This window comes from Pseudomonas sp. S1_E05 (assembly GCF_056337105.1).
This window is the reverse complement of sequence record NZ_JBFRHM010000001.1, coordinates 2,638,125-2,656,780: the sequence shown is the minus strand read 5'-3', so window position 1 is coordinate 2,656,780 and position 18,656 is coordinate 2,638,125. Positions and strand designations below refer to the sequence as shown.

Annotated in this window: 11 protein-coding genes and 1 pseudogene; 9 read left to right on the top strand and 3 right to left on the bottom strand. The window is 61.3% G+C overall.

Annotated features, from left to right (window positions below; all coding sequences use genetic code 11):
* Window positions 1–42: 42 nt before the first annotated feature.
* From AB4N33_RS12265 to AB4N33_RS12255, 3 genes are all read right to left on the bottom strand, one after another.
* Window positions 43–2,316, bottom strand: coding sequence for a nitric-oxide reductase large subunit (locus AB4N33_RS12265; RefSeq protein WP_476457434.1), 2,274 nt, complete (start codon window positions 2,314–2,316; stop codon window positions 43–45).
* A 584-nt stretch (window positions 2,317–2,900) separates the two neighbouring features.
* Window positions 2,901–6,179, bottom strand: coding sequence for an EAL domain-containing protein (locus AB4N33_RS12260; protein WP_460116754.1), 3,279 nt, complete (start codon window positions 6,177–6,179; stop codon window positions 2,901–2,903).
* Window positions 6,180–6,244: 65 nt separating this feature from the next.
* Window positions 6,245–7,135, bottom strand: a complete 891-nt coding sequence (locus AB4N33_RS12255; protein WP_460139749.1) for a LysR family transcriptional regulator — start codon at window positions 7,133–7,135, stop codon at window positions 6,245–6,247.
* A gap of 148 nt (window positions 7,136–7,283) precedes the next feature.
* Here AB4N33_RS12255 and leuC point away from each other — a divergent pair, with 148 nt between their 5' ends.
* The 9 genes and pseudogenes from leuC (at window position 7,284) to AB4N33_RS12210 (ending at window position 18,449) form a co-directional block, all read left to right on the top strand.
* Window positions 7,284–8,702, top strand: coding sequence for a 3-isopropylmalate dehydratase large subunit (gene leuC, locus AB4N33_RS12250; protein WP_460116750.1), 1,419 nt, complete (start codon window positions 7,284–7,286; stop codon window positions 8,700–8,702).
* A 10-nt stretch (window positions 8,703–8,712) separates the two neighbouring features.
* Window positions 8,713–9,357, top strand: coding sequence for a 3-isopropylmalate dehydratase small subunit (leuD, locus tag AB4N33_RS12245; RefSeq protein WP_460116748.1), 645 nt, complete (start codon window positions 8,713–8,715; stop codon window positions 9,355–9,357).
* A gap of 141 nt (window positions 9,358–9,498) precedes the next feature.
* A complete protein-coding gene (locus tag AB4N33_RS12240; protein ID WP_476457433.1) occupies window positions 9,499–10,266 on the top strand; it encodes a class I SAM-dependent methyltransferase in 768 nt (255 codons plus the stop codon).
* A gap of 51 nt (window positions 10,267–10,317) precedes the next feature.
* Window positions 10,318–11,400: a 3-isopropylmalate dehydrogenase gene (gene leuB / locus AB4N33_RS12235; protein ID WP_460116745.1), complete on the top strand. Its 1,083-nt coding sequence runs from the start codon at window positions 10,318–10,320 to the stop codon at window positions 11,398–11,400.
* A 68-nt stretch (window positions 11,401–11,468) separates the two neighbouring features.
* Entirely contained in the window at window positions 11,469–12,581 is a 1,113-nt protein-coding gene (asd, locus tag AB4N33_RS12230) for an aspartate-semialdehyde dehydrogenase (RefSeq protein ID WP_175377544.1), read from the top strand.
* A gap of 223 nt (window positions 12,582–12,804) precedes the next feature.
* Window positions 12,805–13,815: an aspartate-semialdehyde dehydrogenase gene (locus AB4N33_RS12225; RefSeq protein ID WP_460116744.1), complete on the top strand. Its 1,011-nt coding sequence runs from the start codon at window positions 12,805–12,807 to the stop codon at window positions 13,813–13,815.
* Between the two features lie 208 nt (window positions 13,816–14,023).
* Window positions 14,024–16,668: pseudogene (locus tag AB4N33_RS12220) on the top strand (motility hub landmark protein FimV).
* 269 nt (window positions 16,669–16,937) lie between these two features.
* Window positions 16,938–17,762: a tRNA pseudouridine(38-40) synthase TruA gene (gene truA / locus AB4N33_RS12215; RefSeq protein ID WP_460126765.1), complete on the top strand. Its 825-nt coding sequence runs from the start codon at window positions 16,938–16,940 to the stop codon at window positions 17,760–17,762.
* A gap of 63 nt (window positions 17,763–17,825) precedes the next feature.
* Window positions 17,826–18,449, top strand: a complete 624-nt coding sequence (locus AB4N33_RS12210; protein ID WP_460116740.1) for a phosphoribosylanthranilate isomerase — start codon at window positions 17,826–17,828, stop codon at window positions 18,447–18,449.
* Window positions 18,450–18,656 lie beyond the last annotated feature (207 nt).

Sequence of the window (18,656 nt, the reverse complement as noted above, 5' to 3'; positions counted from 1 at the left end):
GAAAAAGGGCGCCGAATGGCGCCCTTTTTTGTGCACAGGTGGTTAACGCTGGCCGATCGTCTGCGCGTTCACGGCGCGCGGATGGCGAGACGAAAACAGCAGCCCGCCGGCGATTTGCCAGATCACCGCAAACGCGCCGATCAGGAACACGATGTCGCCGAAGGTGCGGATCCAGCGCAAGGTTTGCAGCAGATCCTGTTGCATGAACTCCTCGCTGCGGGCGTACCACAGGCCTTGGCTGGCACTGGCGTAGAACTGCAGGATGCCGACTGGCAGCAGGCTGGTGAAAATCATCAGCGCCAGGCCGCCGTTAAGCCACCAGAAGCCCGTGCGCATCAGGCGATCATTGAACTCGAGGTTTGGCCGCAGGTAACGCAGGATCAACAGGCAGAAGCCCAGTGCCAGCGAGCCGTAAACTCCGAACAACGCGGCGTGCGCATGCAGTGGCGTGGTGTTCAGGCCCTGGATGTAATAGAGCGAGATCGGTGGGTTGATCAGGAAGCCAAACACGCCGGCACCCAACATGTTCCAGAACGCCGTGGCGATGAAGAACTGCAATGGCCAGCGAATCCGCGCCATCCATTGCGCACGCTCTTTCAGGCGCCAGTTTTCCCAGGCTTCATAACCCAGCAGGATCAGGGGGACCACTTCCAGTGCGCTGAAGGTCGCGCCCACCGCCATCACCGGTGTGGTGGTGCCGGCAAAATAAATGTGGTGGAAGGTGCCGGGAACGCCGCCAAGCATGAACAGCGAAGCCGAGCCCAGGGTCGCGGTAGTTGCCAGCCGTTTCGATACCAGACCCATGCTGGTAAAGATGAAGGCCAGCGCAGTAGTGGCGAACACTTCGAAGAAGCCTTCAACCCACAGGTGGACCACCCACCAGCGCCAGTATTCCATGACCGACAGGTTGGTGCGCTCGCCGTAGAACAGGCCCGCGCCATAGAACAGCCCAATGGCGATCACCGAGCAGGCCAGTAACGCCAGCAGGTTTTTATCGCCCGGTTGGCGCAGGGCAGGCACCATCGCGCGCAACATCAGCACCAGCCAGAACACGATGCCGGCGAACTTGGCGATCTGCCACAGACGCCCCAGGTCCACGTATTCGTAACCCTGATGGCCGAGCCAGAAACTCCACTCGGCGGGCATCAGTTGCGCGATGGCGAGGAAGTTGCCGGTGTACGAGCCGACCACCACCAGCACCAGTGCCCAGAACAGCACATCGACCCCGAGCTTCTGGTATTTGGGGTCTTTGCCGCCATTGATGAAGGGTGCCAGGAACAGCCCCGCCGCGAGGAAGCCCGTGGCGATCCAGAACATCGCGCTCTGCAGGTGCCAGGTCCGGGTCAGCGAGTAAGGGAACCACTTCGACAAGGGCAGGCCGTAGAAATCCTGGCCCTCGACCGTGTAGTGCGCGGTCACGCCACCCATCAGCACCTGGAAGCCGAACAGCGCGCCCACCAGCAACAAATATTTGCCCAGGGCCTTTTGCGATGGCGTCAGTTTGATCAGGCTCAACGGGTCCTGCGCAGGAACCGTGGGTTCGCCTTCTTCGTGCTTGCGCAGGAATGCCCAGCCCCAGACCAGGAAACCGATGCCGGCCAGCAGTACGACGATGCTCACAATCGACCAGACCATGTTCTCGGCTGTGGGATTGTTGTCGATCAACGGCTCGTGCGGCCAGTTGTTGGTGTAGGTCGCGGCCTGGCCGTCACGCTCGGTGGCGGCCGCCCAGGCGGTCCAGAAGAAGAACTGCGTCAATTGCTCGCGCCGGGCGGCGTCCGGCAGGGTGTTCTCTTTCATCGCGAAGCTTTCACGGCTGCCATGCAACGATGGATCGTTGCTGAACAGGGCGTGGTAGTAGGCAGCGGTTTTCGCGATGGCCTGGATGCGTCGCTCACTGAGCACAAGCGTGCCATTCACCAACCGGTTGCCGCGATACTCGCGCTTGAGTTGGTGGCGCAACAGCGCCTGCTGGTCATCATCGATCTGGCTGTAGGCCTTGCCGAAACGCTGTTGCGCCCCCAGGTCCAGCCAGGCGAGCAATTCGCGATGCAGCCAGTCGGCGGTCCAGTCGGGCGCCTGGTAGGCACCGTGACCCCAGATCGAGCCCACCTGCATGCCGCCGATACTCTGCCAGGCGGTCTGGCCGTCGAGGATGTCGTCGGCGCGAAACAGCGTGGTGCCATCGACGCTCTGCACCTGTTCGGGGATCGGTGGAGCCTGTCGGTAGATCTCGCGACCGAACCAGCCCAGCAGGCAGAACGTCACGCCAAGGACGCCTATCAGCGACCACCATAATTTGCGGTATTCACCCATGGAGCACCTCCATCTGAACGGGGTTGTGTGGGGGTCGCGGCAGCGTCATCGCTGTCGGATCGGTGTCGCGGTGCATATCAGCTCCTTGATGTTGACGTTCGGCATTTGGGCGTAGCCCTATCAAGACTCGTGCCGAACGCAATGACCAGGTTTTACGGGCCGGACTGCCAGTCTGTAGTCCAAATGACTCGTTACGGTTGCGGTCACATTGACTGCATCGTGGTCGTTATGACCTACAAAAAAAGCGCCCGCATAACCGGTATGCGGGCGCAAAAAACCGGCCCTGTGATCGGGAAGGGTGGGCCGGGGTATTGCAGGGAGGGCGATCGACTGTTGGCGATCAGTCAGTGGCGGTGCGGGGGAGGCACGCCGCCGACGTGGGATTAAATCTACGGGGTGGGCGGTGCGGCGTCATTTGTACGCAGGGTCAGTGGCGTCATGTGTAGGTTTGAGGGATTCATACGCAGGTATGGGCGCAGGCCAAACTTTCCTGTAGGAGCGAGCTTGCTCGCGATGGTGGTGTGTCAGTTGGAATCATGCTGGCTGACACACCGCCATCGCGAGCAAGCTCGCTTCTACAGGGTTTAGCGCAACAACCGCTCGAACGCCTCCACCGGCAACGGCTGGCTATGCAGGTAGCCTTGATACAGGTGGCAACCCAGCCCCTGTAAAAACTGCAGCTGCTCCGGCGTTTCGACACCTTCTGCAATGACCTTCAATTCCAGGCTGCGGGCCATGGCGACGATGGCGCGGATGATCTCGGCGTCGTTGGGGTCGGTGGTGGCGTCGCGGATGAACGACTGGTCGATTTTCAGGGTGTCCACCGGCAGGCGCTTGAGGTAGGTCAGCGAGGAGTAACCGGTGCCGAAGTCATCCATGGCAAAGCTGACGCCGAGTTTTTTCAGTCGGCGCATTTTGCTGATGGTGTCTTCCAGGTTCTGGATGACGATGCCTTCAGTGATTTCCAGTTTCAGCATCGAGTAGGGCAGGTTGTGACTGGTCAGGCTGTGCTCGATACGCTCGACGAAGTCATTCTGGCGGAACTGCCGTGGGCTGATATTCACGCACAGGCTGAACTGCAAGGGGTTGACCAGGCCCTTGGCAATCAATTGCCGGAAGGCATTGCACGCTTCGTCGACGATCCAGGTGCCGACTTCGAGGATCAGGCCGCTGTCTTCCAGCACCTTGATGAATTCGGCGGGGGACTGCGCACCCAGTTCCGGGTGATTCCAGCGCACCAGTGCTTCTGCACCGACGATGCGATTGTCACGCGCGTCGACCTGGGGCTGGAAATGCACATCGAATTCGCCCCGGGAAAGGGCCAGGCGCAAGTCGGTTTCCATGCGCAGGCGTTCACTGGCAGCCTTCTGCATGGTGTTGTGATACATCTGCGCGGTGTTGCGCCCTGAATCCTTGGCCCGATACAACGCGATGTCCGCGCGCTTGAGCAGATCGGTCGGGGTCGAGCCGTGATCGGGGATCAGCGCGATGCCGATGCTTGGCGTGACTTGCAGTCGCTGGCCGTCGAGGAACATCGGTTCCGACAGCAGTTCGCGCATGGTATCGGCCAGCTCGCGGACCTGGGCCGAGACTTCATTGCGCGTGCCTTCGAGGCCACTGAGCAGCACCACGAATTCATCGCCACCCAGGCGCGCAACGGTGTCCTCCATGCGCACGCTGGCTTCCAGGCGCGCGGTGATAATTTTCAGTACCGTATCGCCAACCGGATGACCCAGTGAGTCGTTGATGTGCTTGAAGTGGTCAAGGTCGAGGAACATCAGCGCCCCGCGCAGGTTGTGGCGCTTGAGCAGGGCGATCTGTTGGCTCAGGCGGTCCATCAGCAACGCGCGGTTCGGCAGGTTGGTCAACGGGTCGTGATAGGCCAGGTGCCGGATCTGCGCCTCGGCATTTTTCAGCAGGCTGACGTCGCGAGCGGTCAGCAGCAGGCAGGCCGTTTCGTTGAGGGTGATCGGTTCCACCGAAACCTCGACCGTGAGCAGTTCGCCGCGCTTGTTGCGCCCGAGCATTTCCTGGTGGTGTACCCGGCCCTTGATCTGCAATTCGGCGAGCAGCGCCGAGCGTTGTTTTTCTTCGGCCCAGATACCGACCTGGTACACCGTGCGGCCGACCACCTCATCGGAGCGGTAGCCGGTCAGGCGACAGAAACCGTCGTTGACCTCCAGATAACGCCCGGTATCGCGTTCGGTAATGGTGATGGCATCAGGGCTGGAATGAAACGCCTTGGCGAATTTCTCTTCGCTGGCCTTGAGCGCCGCTTCCGAGCGTTGCTGCTGGGTGATGTCGCGCAACGTGGTGACGATGCAGGGCTGGTCGCCGACACTGATCTGGCGGCTGGAAATCACGCACGTCAATGACTGGCCGTTTTTATGCCTGACCAGGATGGCCACGTTGTTCAGGCCCTGTTCGCGGACCACTTGTTCGATCCGTCGCTGACTCTGGCTCGAGGCGTCCCACAGGCCGATTTCGTCGGCGCTGCGCCCAATCACCTCGGCCGTGCTCCAGCCAAAGGTCTGGGTGAAACTGGAGTTGATCTCGATGAATTGGCCGGTGTCCTGGCGGGTGACGCAGATCGGGTCCGGGCTGACCTGAAACAGGGTGGCGAACTTCTCTTCAGAGGTGATGAGCTTCTGTTCGCGCTCAACCTGATCGGTGATGTCCAGCAAGGTGCCTGCCATGCGCAGAGGCGCGCCGTTTTCATCGCGGTAGAGGCGGGCGCGGCTTTCCAGGTAGCGCGATGAACCGTCCTCGAGTTGCACGCGGTAGGTCAGTTGATAGTTGCCGGCCGGGCCTTCGCGCAGGCTGCGATAGGCGTCGCGCATGCTGTCACGTTCCTCGCCGGGCACGCCTTCGAAAAAATCCTCGAACGATTCATGGAAGGGTTTGGCTTCCAGTCCGTGCAATTGCGCGGCCCGCGCCGAGCCGTAAAGCATGCCGCTGGGAATGTGCCAGTCCCAGGTGCCCAGTTGCGCCGAATCCAGCGCCAGGTCAAGGCGTTCCTGGCTGTCTTTCAAGGCGAGTTCGGCCGCCTTGCGCTCGGTGGTGTCGAGGAAGGTGCTGAGCAGATAGGGCTGGCCTTCGAGTTCGACTTTCTGCGCGCTGAGGATGCCGTCGTGGATCTGACCGTTGCTCGCGCGAAACTGCACTTCCATGCTGATCAGTTCGCCCTTGGCCTTGGTTGCCTTGACCAGTTTTTCCCGCTGCTCCGGGTGCACCCACAGGCCCAGTTCGACCGTCGTGCGGCCAATCGCGTTTTGCACCGGCCAACCGAACAGGCTTTCGAAATACTGGTTGGCCTCGGTGATCAGGCCGTCGTCCTGGCGCGTCAGCAAAACCATGTTCGGGCACAGGTGGAAGAGTGTCGCGAAGCGTTTTTCCGAGCTGCTCAGCGCCTGCTCGCGCTGGCGCTGGTGAGTGATTTCGCGAATCACTCCGATCATTCGGGGCCTGCCATGTTTGTCCGGTAGCAGGCTGCCGTTGATCTCCAGCCAGTGCAGGCTGCCGTCGGGCCAGCGGATGCGGTGGTGCATCGCCTGCTCCAGCGGTGCGCCGGCAATTACGGCATGGAATGCGCGGATGGTCTTGGCGCGGTCTTCCAGCGGCAGCAGGTCGAGGTATTCCAGATCGTCGGGCAGGGGCTGGTGGGGGTCGAAGCCGAACAAAGCCTGGGTCCCCCGTGACCAACTGATCTGTCCGCGCTCGATGTCCCAGTACCAGGCGCCCAGGCGTGCACCGTTGAGGGCGGCGAGCAACTGCGGTGCGCTCTCCCAGCTTTGCTCCGACTGTTTGGGGTCAAGCGCCTGGATACGTGGCATGGGTGGAATACGGTCAACAGATTTGGGCATTGGCAAGCCTTAGGCTGAATTGGCGTTGGGCACAGGCTCTCGCGGCTCTATAGGAGTAGCACAAGTCAGCCTTGAGTCCCTGGCAGATCGATTTGTGCATCCAGCAGGGCCATGAAGGCCCGCGCTGCGTTCGAGAGCGTCCGTTCGGTGTGCAAGATATAGCCTAGCTGGCGAGTGAGTTGTATGCCCGGCAAAGGAATGCGCGCCACCTGCTCGTCGAGCATGGTGCGCGGCAAGACGCTCCAGGCCAGGCCGATCGAGACCATCATCTTGATGGTTTCCAGGTAGTTGGTGCTCATGGCGATGTTGGGTGTCAGGCCCTGGGCTTCGAACAGCCGCTGGACGATGTGATGGGTAAAGGTGTTGCCGCCGGGGAATACCGCCGGGTGCAGGGCGATATCCGCCAGGCTCACGGCGCCGTTGCTGATCAGTGAATGTTCCGGGGCGACCACGAAATCCAGCGGGTCATCCCAGACCGGCGTGGCCTTGACCAATGTGTGGGGTTCCGGCGCCAGCGTGATGACCGCCAGTTCGGCGCGGCCATGCAGAATTTCTTCGTAGGCCACTTCCGAATCGAGGAACTGAATATCCAGCGCCACTTGCGGGTAACGCCGGGTGAACTCCCTCAGCAGGGGTGGCAAGCGGTGCAGGCCGATGTGGTGACTGGTGGCCAGGGTCAGGCGACCGGTCACTTCGCCAGTCAGGTTGGTCAGGGCGCGGCGGGTGTCGTCCAGCACATTGAGGATCTGATAAGCGCGCGGCAGCAACGCCCTGCCAGCCTCGGTCAAACCGACCTCCCGGCCCAGTCGGTCGAACAGACGCACGTTCAATTGCTGCTCCAGGCCGGCAATACGTTTACTCACCGCCGGTTGCGTCAGGTGCAGCCGTTCACCAGCGCCGGAGAAACTGCCAGTCTCGGCAATTGCAATAAATGCATTCAGGTTGGCGAGATCCATGGGTGTATTCCAGTTGGTTATCCAAAGCATAAAAAATATGAATTTGAGTTATTTAATCTAACCCCATAGCATCAGCCTCACAAGCCAAAGGGTTATTGAAATCAAATAAACCCAGGGCATAGAAACAAGCTGATGAGGAAACCGTCTGATGGCCGGCAAAACGCTCTACGACAAGCTCTGGGAATCGCACCTGGTCAAACAGCGCGACGATGGCTCTGCGCTGATTTATATCGATCGTCACATCATCCATGAAGTGACCTCACCGCAAGCGTTCGAAGGCCTGCGTCTGGCCGGGCGCAAGCCTTGGCGCATCGATGCCAACATCGCGACCCCGGACCACAACGTACCGACCACGCCGGAGCGCAAGGGCGGCATCGAAGCGATTGCCGACCAGGTGTCGCGTCTGCAGGTCCAGACCCTCGACGATAACTGCGATGAATACGGCATTGTCGAATTCAAGATGAACGACGTCCGCCAGGGCATCGTCCACGTCATCGGTCCGGAGCAGGGCGCGACCTTGCCGGGCATGACCGTGGTCTGCGGCGACTCCCACACCTCGACCCACGGCGCTTTTGGTGCCCTGGCTCACGGTATCGGCACTTCCGAGGTCGAGCACGTGCTCGCCACCCAGTGCCTGGTCGCCAAGAAAATGAAAAACATGCTGGTGTCGGTCGAAGGCACTTTGCCGTTCGGCGTCACGGCCAAGGACATCGTCCTTGCCGTGATCGGCAAGATTGGTACCGCCGGGGGTAACGGCCATGCCATCGAATTCGCGGGCAGCGCCATTCGCGATCTGTCGGTCGAAGGCCGTATGACCATCTGCAACATGTCCATCGAAGCCGGCGCACGCGTTGGCCTGGTCGCCGCCGATGAAAAAACCGTGGCCTACGTGAAGGGCCGTCCATTCGCCCCGAAAGGCGCGGAGTGGGATTTGGCCGTCGAGGCCTGGAAAGACCTGGTGTCCGATGCCGATGCCGTGTTCGACACCGTCGTCAAGCTCGACGCCGCCCAGATCAAGCCGCAAGTCAGCTGGGGCACTTCGCCGGAAATGGTCCTGGCTGTTGATCAGAACGTGCCGGACCCGGCCAAGGAAGCTGACCTGGTTAAACGTGGTTCCATCGAGCGCGCATTGAAGTACATGGGGCTGACCGCCAATCAGGCGATCACCGACATTCAGCTCGACCGTGTGTTCATCGGTTCGTGCACCAACTCGCGGATCGAGGACCTGCGTGCTGCGGCGGTGATCGCCAAGGGCCGCAAAGTAGCCTCCACCATCAAGCAGGCCATCGTCGTGCCGGGCTCTGGGCTGGTGAAAGCGCAGGCCGAATCCGAAGGCCTGGACAAGATTTTCCTTGAAGCCGGTTTCGAATGGCGTGAGCCGGGTTGCTCGATGTGTTTGGCGATGAACCCGGACCGTTTGGAGTCTGGCGAGCACTGCGCCTCGACCTCCAACCGTAACTTCGAAGGCCGTCAGGGCGCGGGTGGCCGTACCCACCTCGTGAGCCCGGCCATGGCCGCTGCGGCGGCGGTGAACGGTCGTTTCGTTGACGTCCGTGAATTGATCTGAGGAGCGCAGCATGAAAGCCTTTACCCAGCACACTGGTCTTGTCGCGCCTTTGGATCGTGCCAACGTCGATACCGACCAGATCATCCCGAAACAATTCTTGAAGTCGATCAAGCGCACCGGCTTCGGTCCTAACCTGTTCGACGAATGGCGTTACCTGGATGTCGGCCAGCCGTACCAGGACAACTCCAAGCGCCCACTCAACAAGGACTTCGTCCTCAACGCCGAGCGCTACCAGGGCGCCAGCGTATTGCTGGCCCGCGAGAACTTCGGTTGCGGTTCCAGCCGTGAACACGCGCCATGGGCCCTGGAAGAGTACGGTTTCCGCAGCATCATTGCGCCGAGCTACGCCGACATCTTCTTCAATAACAGCTTCAAGAACGGCTTGCTGCCGATCATCCTGAGCGACGAGGAAGTCGATGAGCTGTTCAAGCAGGTCGAAGCCGATCCGGGTTACCAGTTGCAGATCGACCTGCAAACCCAGACCGTGACCCGTCCGGATGGCAAGGTGCTGAGTTTTGAAATCGATGCGTTTCGCAAGCACTGCCTGCTCAACGGTCTGGACGATATCGGCCTGACCTTGCAGGACGGCGATGCGATTGCGGCGTTCGAAGCCAAGCACCGGGCGAGCCAGCCTTGGTTGTTTCGTGATGCGTAACTGATGTAGTCAGGTCCGGCCCCATCGCGGGCAAGCCCGCTCCTACAGGTTTTATGAGCACCACAAACCCTGTGGGAGCGGGCTTGCCCGCGAAGGGGCCGGTACAGGCAACACAAGACTCACCCCAGAAAGGAAGTCCCCATGACCAGCACCCCCCAGCACAGCCAGGTAGTCCAGAAACAATTCGGTGAGCAAGCTGCGGCTTACCTGAGCAGCGCCGTCCACGCTCAGGGCACCGAATTCGCACTGCTACAGGCTGAACTGGCGGGGAAGGGCGCGGCCCGGGTCCTGGACCTGGGTTGCGGCGCTGGCCACGTGAGTTTTCACGTGGCACCGCTGGCCGGGGACGTGGTGGCCTACGACCTGTCGCAACAAATGCTCGACGTGGTCGCCGCTGCGGCGGTCGATCGTGGTTTGGGCAATATTTCCACGGTGCGTGGCGCCGCTGAGCACCTGCCGTTCGCCGATGGCGAATTCGATTTCGTGTTCAGCCGTTATTCGGCGCACCATTGGAGCGATCTGGGCCTGGCCCTGCGCGAAGTGCGCCGGGTATTGAAGCCGGGTGGCGTGGCGGCGTTCATCGATGTGTTGTCACCGGGCAGCCCGTTGTTCGACACTTACCTGCAAAGCGTCGAAGTACTGCGCGACACCAGCCATGTGCGTGATTACTCCGCCGGTGAGTGGTTGCGCCAGGTCAGTGAGGCGGGGTTGCACACCCGCAGCACCACGCGTCAGCGCCTGCGCCTGGAATACAGCTCCTGGGTGGAGCGCATGCGCACACCGCAAGTGATGCGCGCGGCGATCCGCGAACTGCAGCAGTCGATGGGCACTGAAGTGCGCGAGTATTTCGAAATTGACGCCGATGGCTCTTTCAGCACCGATGTCCTGGTACTGATGGCCGAACGATAGAATTTTTCCGGGCGCGCCTGCGGGCGCACCGACTGATGACATGAGGAAAGCATGAGCAAGCAGATTCTGATTCTCCCAGGCGATGGTATTGGTCCGGAAATCATGGCCGAAGCGGTCAAGGTGCTGGAACTGGCCAACGACAAGTACAGCCTGGACTTCGAACTGAGCCACGATGTGATCGGCGGCGCCGCCATCGACAAGCACGGCGTTCCGCTGGCCGATGAAACCCTGGAGCGTGCCCGTGCGGCCGACGCGGTGTTGCTGGGCGCCGTGGGTGGACCGAAATGGGACACCATCGAGCGAGACATCCGCCCTGAACGCGGCCTGCTGAAAATCCGTGCGCAACTGGGCCTGTTCGGCAACCTGCGTCCGGCGATCCTGTACCCGCAACTGGCAGAGGCTTCCAGCCTGAAGCCGGAAATTGTCTCGGGCCTGGACATCCTGATCGTTCGCGAGCTGACCGGCGGCATCTACTTCGGCGCGCCACGCGGTACCCGCACGCTGGAAAACGGCGAGCGTCAGTCCTATGACACCCTGCCTTACAGCGAAAGCGAAATCCGCCGCATTGCCCGTGTCGGTTTCGACATGGCCATGGTGCGCAACAAGAAGCTGTGCTCGGTGGACAAGGCCAACGTCCTGGCGTCCAGCCAGTTGTGGCGTGAAATTGTCGAGCAGGTGGCCAAGGATTATCCTGAAGTCGAGTTGAGCCACATGTACGTCGACAACGCGGCCATGCAACTGGTGCGGGCGCCGAAGCAATTCGACGTAATCGTCACCGACAACATGTTTGGCGACATCCTGTCCGACCAGGCCTCGATGCTCACCGGCTCCATCGGCATGCTGCCCTCGGCGTCCCTGGACACCGAGAACAAGGGCATGTACGAGCCGTGCCACGGTTCGGCGCCGGATATCGCGGGGCAGGGCATTGCCAACCCGCTGGCAACCATTCTGTCGGTGTCGATGATGCTGCGTTACAGCTTCAATCAGTCGGCCGCCGCCGATGCCATCGAAAAAGCCGTCAGCTTGGTCCTGGACCAGGGCCTGCGCACGGGCGACATCTGGTCGGCCGGTTGTACCAAAGTCGGTACGCAGCAAATGGGTGACGCAGTAGTCGCCGCGCTGCGGAATCTGTAATCTCTCGGGCCCGCTGCCACTTTCACCCCCGAAAGCAGCGGTCCACTTTTCAAGAAGGTGTAGTTGCGATGAAACGTGTAGGTCTGATCGGTTGGCGCGGTATGGTCGGTTCCGTGCTCATGCAGCGGATGCTGGAAGAGCAGGATTTCGATCTTATCGAGCCGGTGTTTTTCACCACTTCCAATGTCGGCGGCCAAGGCCCGTCCGTGGGCAAGGACATTGCTCCGCTCAAGGACGCTTACAGCATTGAAGAGCTGAAAACCCTCGACGTGATTCTGACCTGCCAGGGTGGCGACTACACCAGCGAAGTATTCCCCAAGCTGCGCGAAGCCGGCTGGCAGGGTTACTGGATCGACGCTGCTTCCAGCCTGCGCATGCAGGATGACGCGGTGATCGTGCTGGACCCGGTGAACCGCAAGGTCATCGACCAGCAGCTCGACGCAGGCACCAAGAACTACATCGGCGGCAACTGCACCGTCAGCCTGATGCTGATGGGCCTGGGCGGCCTGTTCGAGGCCGGTCTGGTCGAGTGGATGAGCGCCATGACCTATCAGGCGGCGTCCGGTGCCGGCGCGCAGAACATGCGTGAACTGATCAAGCAGATGGGCGCGACCCACGCGTCCGTCGCCGATCAACTGGCCGATCCGGCCAGCGCAATCCTCGACATCGATCGTCGTGTCGCCGAAACCATGCGCAGCGACGCGTACCCGACCGAAAACTTCGGTGTACCGCTGGCGGGCAGCCTGATCCCGTGGATCGACAAGGAACTGCCAAACGGCCAGAGCCGAGAAGAGTGGAAGGCCCAGGCCGAGACCAACAAGATCCTCGGTCGCTTCAAGAGCCCGATCCCGGTGGACGGCATCTGTGTACGGATCGGCGCCATGCGCTGCCACAGCCAGGCGCTGACCATCAAACTGAACAAAGACGTACCGATGGCCGACATCGAGGGCCTGATCAGCCAGCACAACCCTTGGGTCAAGCTGGTGCCGAATAATCGCGATGTCAGCATCCAGGAACTGAGCCCGAACAAGGTTACCGGCACCCTGAACATCCCGGTTGGGCGTCTGCGCAAGCTGAACATGGGGTCGCAGTTCCTGGGCGCCTTCACCGTCGGCGACCAGCTGTTGTGGGGCGCTGCCGAGCCGCTGCGTCGCATGCTGCGGATCCTGCTCGAGCGTTGATCGGTTGATGCAATGAAAGAACCCGTGCCTTGTGAGAGGTGCGGGTTTTTTATTTTGGGTTGTCCGTAACGGCCCATCGCTCTCACAAGTGCACCGCCGTACCTGTAGGAGCGGGCTTGCCCGCGATGGGGCCAGTACAATCAACACAGGTCTCAGCAGAAATTGCCTGCCCGCCACCCACCCGGTAAAGTGCCGCTCCCCCCCGTTTCGCCAGAGGCAGACCATGACCCAGACCCTTGATATCGCCGTGATCGGCGCCACCGGTACCGTCGGCGAAACGCTGGTACAGATTCTCGAAGAGCGCGACTTCCCCGTCGGCAACCTGCACCTGCTGGCCAGTAGTGAATCCGCCGGCAGTTCGGTGATGTTTCGTAGCAAGAACGTGCGGGTGCGGGAAGTCGATGAATTCGACTTCAGCAAGGTGCAACTGGTGTTCTTTGCGGCCGGCCCGGCAGTCAGCCTGAGTTTTGCCTCGCGGGCGGTGGCGGCCGGTTGCTCGGTCATCGATCTGTCCGGCGCCTTGCCGGCTGATCAGGCGCCACAAGTGGTACCCGAAGCCAATGCCGAGGTGTTGGCTGGTTTGAAAAAGCCTTTCCTGGTCAGTAGCCCGAGCCCATCGGCCACCATCTTGTCCGTGGTGCTGGCGCCATTGCTCAACGTGCTCGACCTGCAACGGGTCCACGTGACGGGCAGTCTGGCGGTCTCCGATCAGGGGCGCGAAGCGGTCACTGAGCTGGCCCGGCAAACCGCCGAGCTGCTGAACATGCGCCCGCTGGAGCCGAAATTCTTCGATCGGCAGATGGCGTTCAACCTGCTGGCGCAGGTCGGCAAGCCGGATGATTCGGGCCATACGTTGCTGGAAAAACGCCTGGTGCGCGAGCTGCGCCAGGTCATGGCGCTGCCTTTATTAAAGATTTCCGCCACTTGCATTCAAGCCCCGGTGTTTTTTGGCGATAGCTTTAGCGTGACCTTGCAGTCAGCCAGCGCTGTGGACCTGGTGAAAGTCAACCAAGCACTGGAAGACGCTCCGGGGATCGAGCTGGTGGAAGCCGGCGACTACCCGACACCGGTCGGCGACGCGGTAGGGCAGGATGTGGTCTACGTGGGTCGTGTCCGGGCAGGAATCGACGACCCGTCGGAACTTAATGTGTGGCTGACGTCAGATAACGTACGCAAAGGCGCGGCGCTCAATGCTGTGCAGGTGGCTGAATTGTTGATAAAAGACCTGCTGTAAAAGATACTTGGCGACAATTTGCAAAATGATTCCTGGCGAGCACATGGCTTCGCCGGATTGCTGAAGGCGAGTCACCCTGCGGGGCTTTCCGGGGCATGAAAGAAATGATCGCGCGCGGCGACCCTTCGCCGCCGCGCGCAATGCCTTACGGCAGCGACAATCAACACCTTCTCGCTGGCCGAGGAATGTTCAGACAAAGGATGAGGCTATGGTTCAAGTTCGCAAACTGGTGTTAGCAATAGCGGCCGCCTCGGCGCTGTCCTCCGGTATGGCGCATGCGCTCGGGCTCGGGGAGTTGACCCTGAAGTCGTCGCTGAACCAGCCGCTGGTGGCGGAAATCGAGTTGCTCGACGTCAAGGAACTCACCGCTGCCGAAGTGGTGCCAAGCCTGGCCTCGCCGGAAGATTTCGCCAAGGCCGGTGTCGACCGCCAGGCGTTCCTCAATGATCTGAGCTTCACGCCAGTCATCAACGCCAGTGGCAAGAGTGTCCTGCGCGTGACCTCCAGCAAGCCGCTTTCCGAACCGATGGTGAAGTTCCTGGTTCAGGTGATGTGGCCCAATGGTCGCCTGCTGCGCGATTACAGCGTCTTGCTCGATCCGTCCAAGTTCTCCCCGCAAGCCGCTGATGCGGCTGCGCAGCCAGCTCCCGCCCAGTCCGTCACGGCCCCCGTGACCGGTGCCAGCAAACCGGGCGAGTACACGACCACGCCGCGCGATACCCTGTGGGAAATTGCAGCGAAGGCCCGCAATGGCGGCTCGATCCAGCAAACCATGCTGGCCATCCAGGCGCTGAACCCCGACGCTTTCATCAATGGCAACATCAACCTGCTGAAAACCGGCCAGGTGTTGCGTCTGCCCGACCAGACCCAGAGCACCAGCGTGGCGCAACCCAAGGCCGTCGCTGAGGTTGCTGCCCAGAACGCCGCATGGCGTCAGGGGCGTCGTTATGTCGCCAAGCCTGGCACCGGCCAGCAGCAGCTCGATGCAACCAATCGCGGTCGTCGTGACGGCGCTCCCGCGCAAGCGGCCAAGGACAATCTGAGCCTGGTCTCCGCCGAGACCGGAAAAGCCAACGGCAAGGGTCGTGCGGGTGATGCGAAGGCCATTGGCAACAAGCTGGCCGTGACCCAGGAAAGCCTGGATACGACCCGTCGTGACAATGCCGAGTTGAAGAGCCGCATCACAGACCTGCAAAGTCAGATGGACAAGTTGCAGCGCCTGATCGAATTGAAGAACAACCAGTTGGCCAAGCTGGAAGCAGGGGGGCGGCAGCGCCTGAAGCCGCACCTGCTGCCCCCGCAGGCGCAATCGCCACGGCGCCGGTCATTTCGGCCGAGCTGACCCCGAGCCCGACGCCTGCACCAGCCGCACCGGCAACGCCAGCCCCGCCAGCCGCCGAAACCGCTCCGGCGCAGCCACCGGTCGAGCCAGCGCCTGCGGCGTCGGACGACCAGGCATTCAACGACTTGCTGACCAATCCGGTGCTGTTGGGCCTGATCGGTGGCGGTGCGGTGATTTTGGCCCTGTTGTTGCTGTTGCTGGCGCGTCGTCGCAAGGCCCAGCAGGAAGCCGAGAAACACCTGCGCATGGCCCGGGCGTTGTCTGAAGAACAGGACATGAATTTCGATCAGGACCTGCCGGAAAGCAGCTTCGAAGGCCTGGAAGTGCCTGCAGCCAGCGTCAAGCTCGCCACTGCGCCAGCTCCGGCGCCTGTTGTAACCCCTGCGCCGGTCCCTGCTCCTGCTCCGGTGATCGCGCCGGTCGTGGTGACGCCGCCGATTGCTGCGCCGTTGGTGGCGCCGGCTGGCGAACACGATGACGATGTACTCAACAAGGCTGAGTCGCACATGGCTGCTGGCCGTTTGAATCAGGCTGCAGCGTTGCTTGAAGACGGCATCAAGCAGGAACCTCAGCGCAGTGACCTGCGCCTGAAGTTGATGGAAGTCTATGGCCAGCAGGGCGATCGTGATGCATTCGTCGGCCAGGAGCGTCAGTTGGTGGCCAACGGTGAGAACTTCGCCCGTGTCGAAGAGCTGAAAAACCGCTTCCCGGCAATGGCAGTGGTGGCGGCCGGTGGCCTGGCGGCTGCCGCCGTCGCGGCCGAGCTGGATGCGCAGTACGTCAAGGACCTCCTGATGGACGAGCCGGCGGCCGAAGAGCCGGCGCTTGGCGATGACGACCTCGACAGCGCGTTCGATCTGAGCCTGGACGATCTGGACATCCCGGCAGCGGCGGCGCCAGCGCTGGAGCCAGAACCGCAAGTGCTGGGGGAACTGGATGAGTTCCCGGCGGAAGACGACCTGAGCTTCGAATCGGTCTTGCAGCAGCAGACCGAAATCAAGGAAAACCTCGATGACCTGTCAGACTTCGATCTGGACATGGATCTGGGTGCCGAGCCTTCGCCTGCCACGCTGGCCGAAGACGATTTCCTGCTGAGCCTGGATGATGACCTCAAGGACCTGCCTGTCGTTGACGCGCTGGCCGCGCCTGAAGTGCTGCTGGACGATCTGGAGCTGCCGTCTGATTTCGATCTGTCGCTGGCCGATGAAATGGACGCGCCGGACGCCTTTGCTGCTGAGCTGGATGATGTCAACGCCGAGCTCGATCGCCTGTCCCAAAGCATGAGCGAACCGACCTTCACCGCAGAGGATGCCATGGCTTCCGCAGCAGACGAGCCGGAATTCGACTTCCTTTCCGGCACCGATGAAGTTGCCACCAAGCTCGATCTGGCACAGGCCTACATCGACATGGGCGACGCCGACGGTGCCCGGGACATCCTCAACGAAGTCGTGACCGAAGGAAACGACGGTCAGAAGAGCGAAGCCAGGGAAATGCTTTCACGTCTGGCTTGAGTGATTGCGTAGCATCGAAAACGGCAGCCCATTGAGGCTGCCGTTTTTGTTTGTGCCCCTCACCGCTGCGCTCATCCTGCCGCCATCGCGGGCAAGCCCGCTCCTACAGGGGGCGCATTCTAAATGTGGGAGCGGGCTTGCCCGCGATGGCGATTGAACAGTCACCGCATAAAAAACAGACCAGCCAATCCGACCGCCTTATAATGCCCGCCTTTGCGTACATCAGCAGGCTTCACTTCTTGGCAAATATAGATAACCCAGCGGCCGAAATGGCGGCCGAGGGCTTTTTTCGCGTGGCCCTGGGCGTTGAATACAAGGGTTCGCGTTTTCGTGGCTGGCAACGCCAGGCCTCCGGTGTGCTCACCGTGCAGGAAACCCTGGAAAACGCGCTGTCCAAAGTCGCCGACTCACCGGTGTCACTGCTCTGCGCAGGACGTACGGATGCCGGTGTGCATGCCTGCGGTCAGGTGGTGCACTTCGACACGCAGGTCGAGCGGTCGATGAAAGCCTGGGTCATGGGCGCCAACATCAATTTGCCCCATGACGTCAGCGTTTCCTGGGCCAAAGTCATGCCAGCGCATTTTCATGCGCGGTTCAAGGCCATTGCCCGGCGTTATCGTTATGTGATCTACAACGATCAGATTCGCCCGGCACACCTGAACGAAGAGATCACCTGGAATCATCGCCCGCTCGACGTCGAGCGCATGGCCGAGGCCGCACAATACCTGGTCGGCACCCACGACTTCAGCGCCTTCCGCGCCGGACAGTGCCAGGCCAAGTCGCCGATCAAGGAACTGCATCACCTGCGTGTCACGCGTCACGGCAAAATGATCGTGCTGGACATCCGTGCCAGTGCTTTCCTGCATCACATGGTGCGCAACATCGCTGGCGTGCTGATGACCATTGGTGCTGGCGAGCGTCCTGTGGAGTGGATGAAAGAGGTGCTGGACAGCCGCATCCGCCGTTCGGGTGGGGTAACAGCCCATCCGTTCGGGCTGTACCTGGTGCAGGTCGAGTACCGGGACGAGTTTGAATTGCCCGAGCGTTACATCGGCCCACACTTCCTGACCGGTTTCACCGAACTTGACGGCTGACGCCCTCGAATGCATTTGCTACCATCCGGGACTTTCCCGGATTTGCCCTGAGGTTTTATCGACATGTCAGCCGTTCGCAGCAAGATTTGCGGGATTACCCGCATAGAAGATGCGTTGGCGGCGGTCGAGGCCGGGGCGGATGCGATCGGATTCGTGTTTTACCCAGGTAGCCCCCGCGCCGTGACGTTTCAGCAGGCACGCGACATCATCAAGGCACTGCCGCCGTTCGTGACCACCGTGGGGTTGTTCGTCAACGTCAGCCACTGCGAGTTGGGCGAGTTGCTCGATGCGGTGCCGCTGGACGTGCTGCAGTTCCATGGCGACGAACCCGCCGCCGACTGTGAGTGCTGGCATCGACCCTACATCAAGGCGCTGCGGGTCAAGGCCGGTGATGACATCGCCGCAGCCTGTCGGGCCTTTCCGAACGCCAGCGGCATTCTCCTCGATGCGTATGTCGAGGGCGTTCCTGGTGGAACCGGTGAAGCGTTCGACTGGTCTTTGATACCTAAAGGCTTGAACAAGCCGATCATCCTGGCAGGTGGCCTGACGCCGGATAACGTCGCCGAAGCGATTGCACGGGTTCAGCCATATGCCGTGGATGTCAGCGGTGGGGTAGAGGCCAGCAGGGGCATCAAGGATCACGCAAAGATCCGGGCATTCATTGAAGCGGTACGCGGCAGCAGGTAGTGGATGTGACGGCTGGCAGACTGCCGCCGTCCCAAAATGCACTGCGCCACGCTGCATGCAGCAGACAGGCAGGCAGGCAAGGCTGAGGATTGATGGGTTGCACGCTGGTCTCTTCACTGACCCGGCCACTCGATGATCATCGCCACACACATGAATTTAGCTTAAAGGCATACGCGGGACCGCGAACCAGAGCGTTCGGGCCGTCGG

Coding starts and splice junctions, on each gene's coding strand:
- truA (WP_460126765.1), top strand. CDS start 16,938: ATGGCGGCCGAGGGCTTTTTTCGCGTGGCCCTGGGCGTTGAATACAAG.
- leuD (WP_460116748.1), top strand. CDS start 8,713: ATGAAAGCCTTTACCCAGCACACTGGTCTTGTCGCGCCTTTGGATCGT.
- AB4N33_RS12255 (WP_460139749.1), bottom strand. CDS start 7,135: ATGGATCTCGCCAACCTGAATGCATTTATTGCAATTGCCGAGACTGGC.
- leuC (WP_460116750.1), top strand. CDS start 7,284: ATGGCCGGCAAAACGCTCTACGACAAGCTCTGGGAATCGCACCTGGTC.
- AB4N33_RS12265 (WP_476457434.1), bottom strand. CDS start 2,316: ATGGGTGAATACCGCAAATTATGGTGGTCGCTGATAGGCGTCCTTGGC.
- asd (WP_175377544.1), top strand. CDS start 11,469: ATGAAACGTGTAGGTCTGATCGGTTGGCGCGGTATGGTCGGTTCCGTG.
- AB4N33_RS12260 (WP_460116754.1), bottom strand. CDS start 6,179: ATGCCCAAATCTGTTGACCGTATTCCACCCATGCCACGTATCCAGGCG.
- leuB (WP_460116745.1), top strand. CDS start 10,318: ATGAGCAAGCAGATTCTGATTCTCCCAGGCGATGGTATTGGTCCGGAA.
- AB4N33_RS12210 (WP_460116740.1), top strand. CDS start 17,826: ATGTCAGCCGTTCGCAGCAAGATTTGCGGGATTACCCGCATAGAAGAT.
- AB4N33_RS12225 (WP_460116744.1), top strand. CDS start 12,805: ATGACCCAGACCCTTGATATCGCCGTGATCGGCGCCACCGGTACCGTC.
- AB4N33_RS12240 (WP_476457433.1), top strand. CDS start 9,499: ATGACCAGCACCCCCCAGCACAGCCAGGTAGTCCAGAAACAATTCGGT.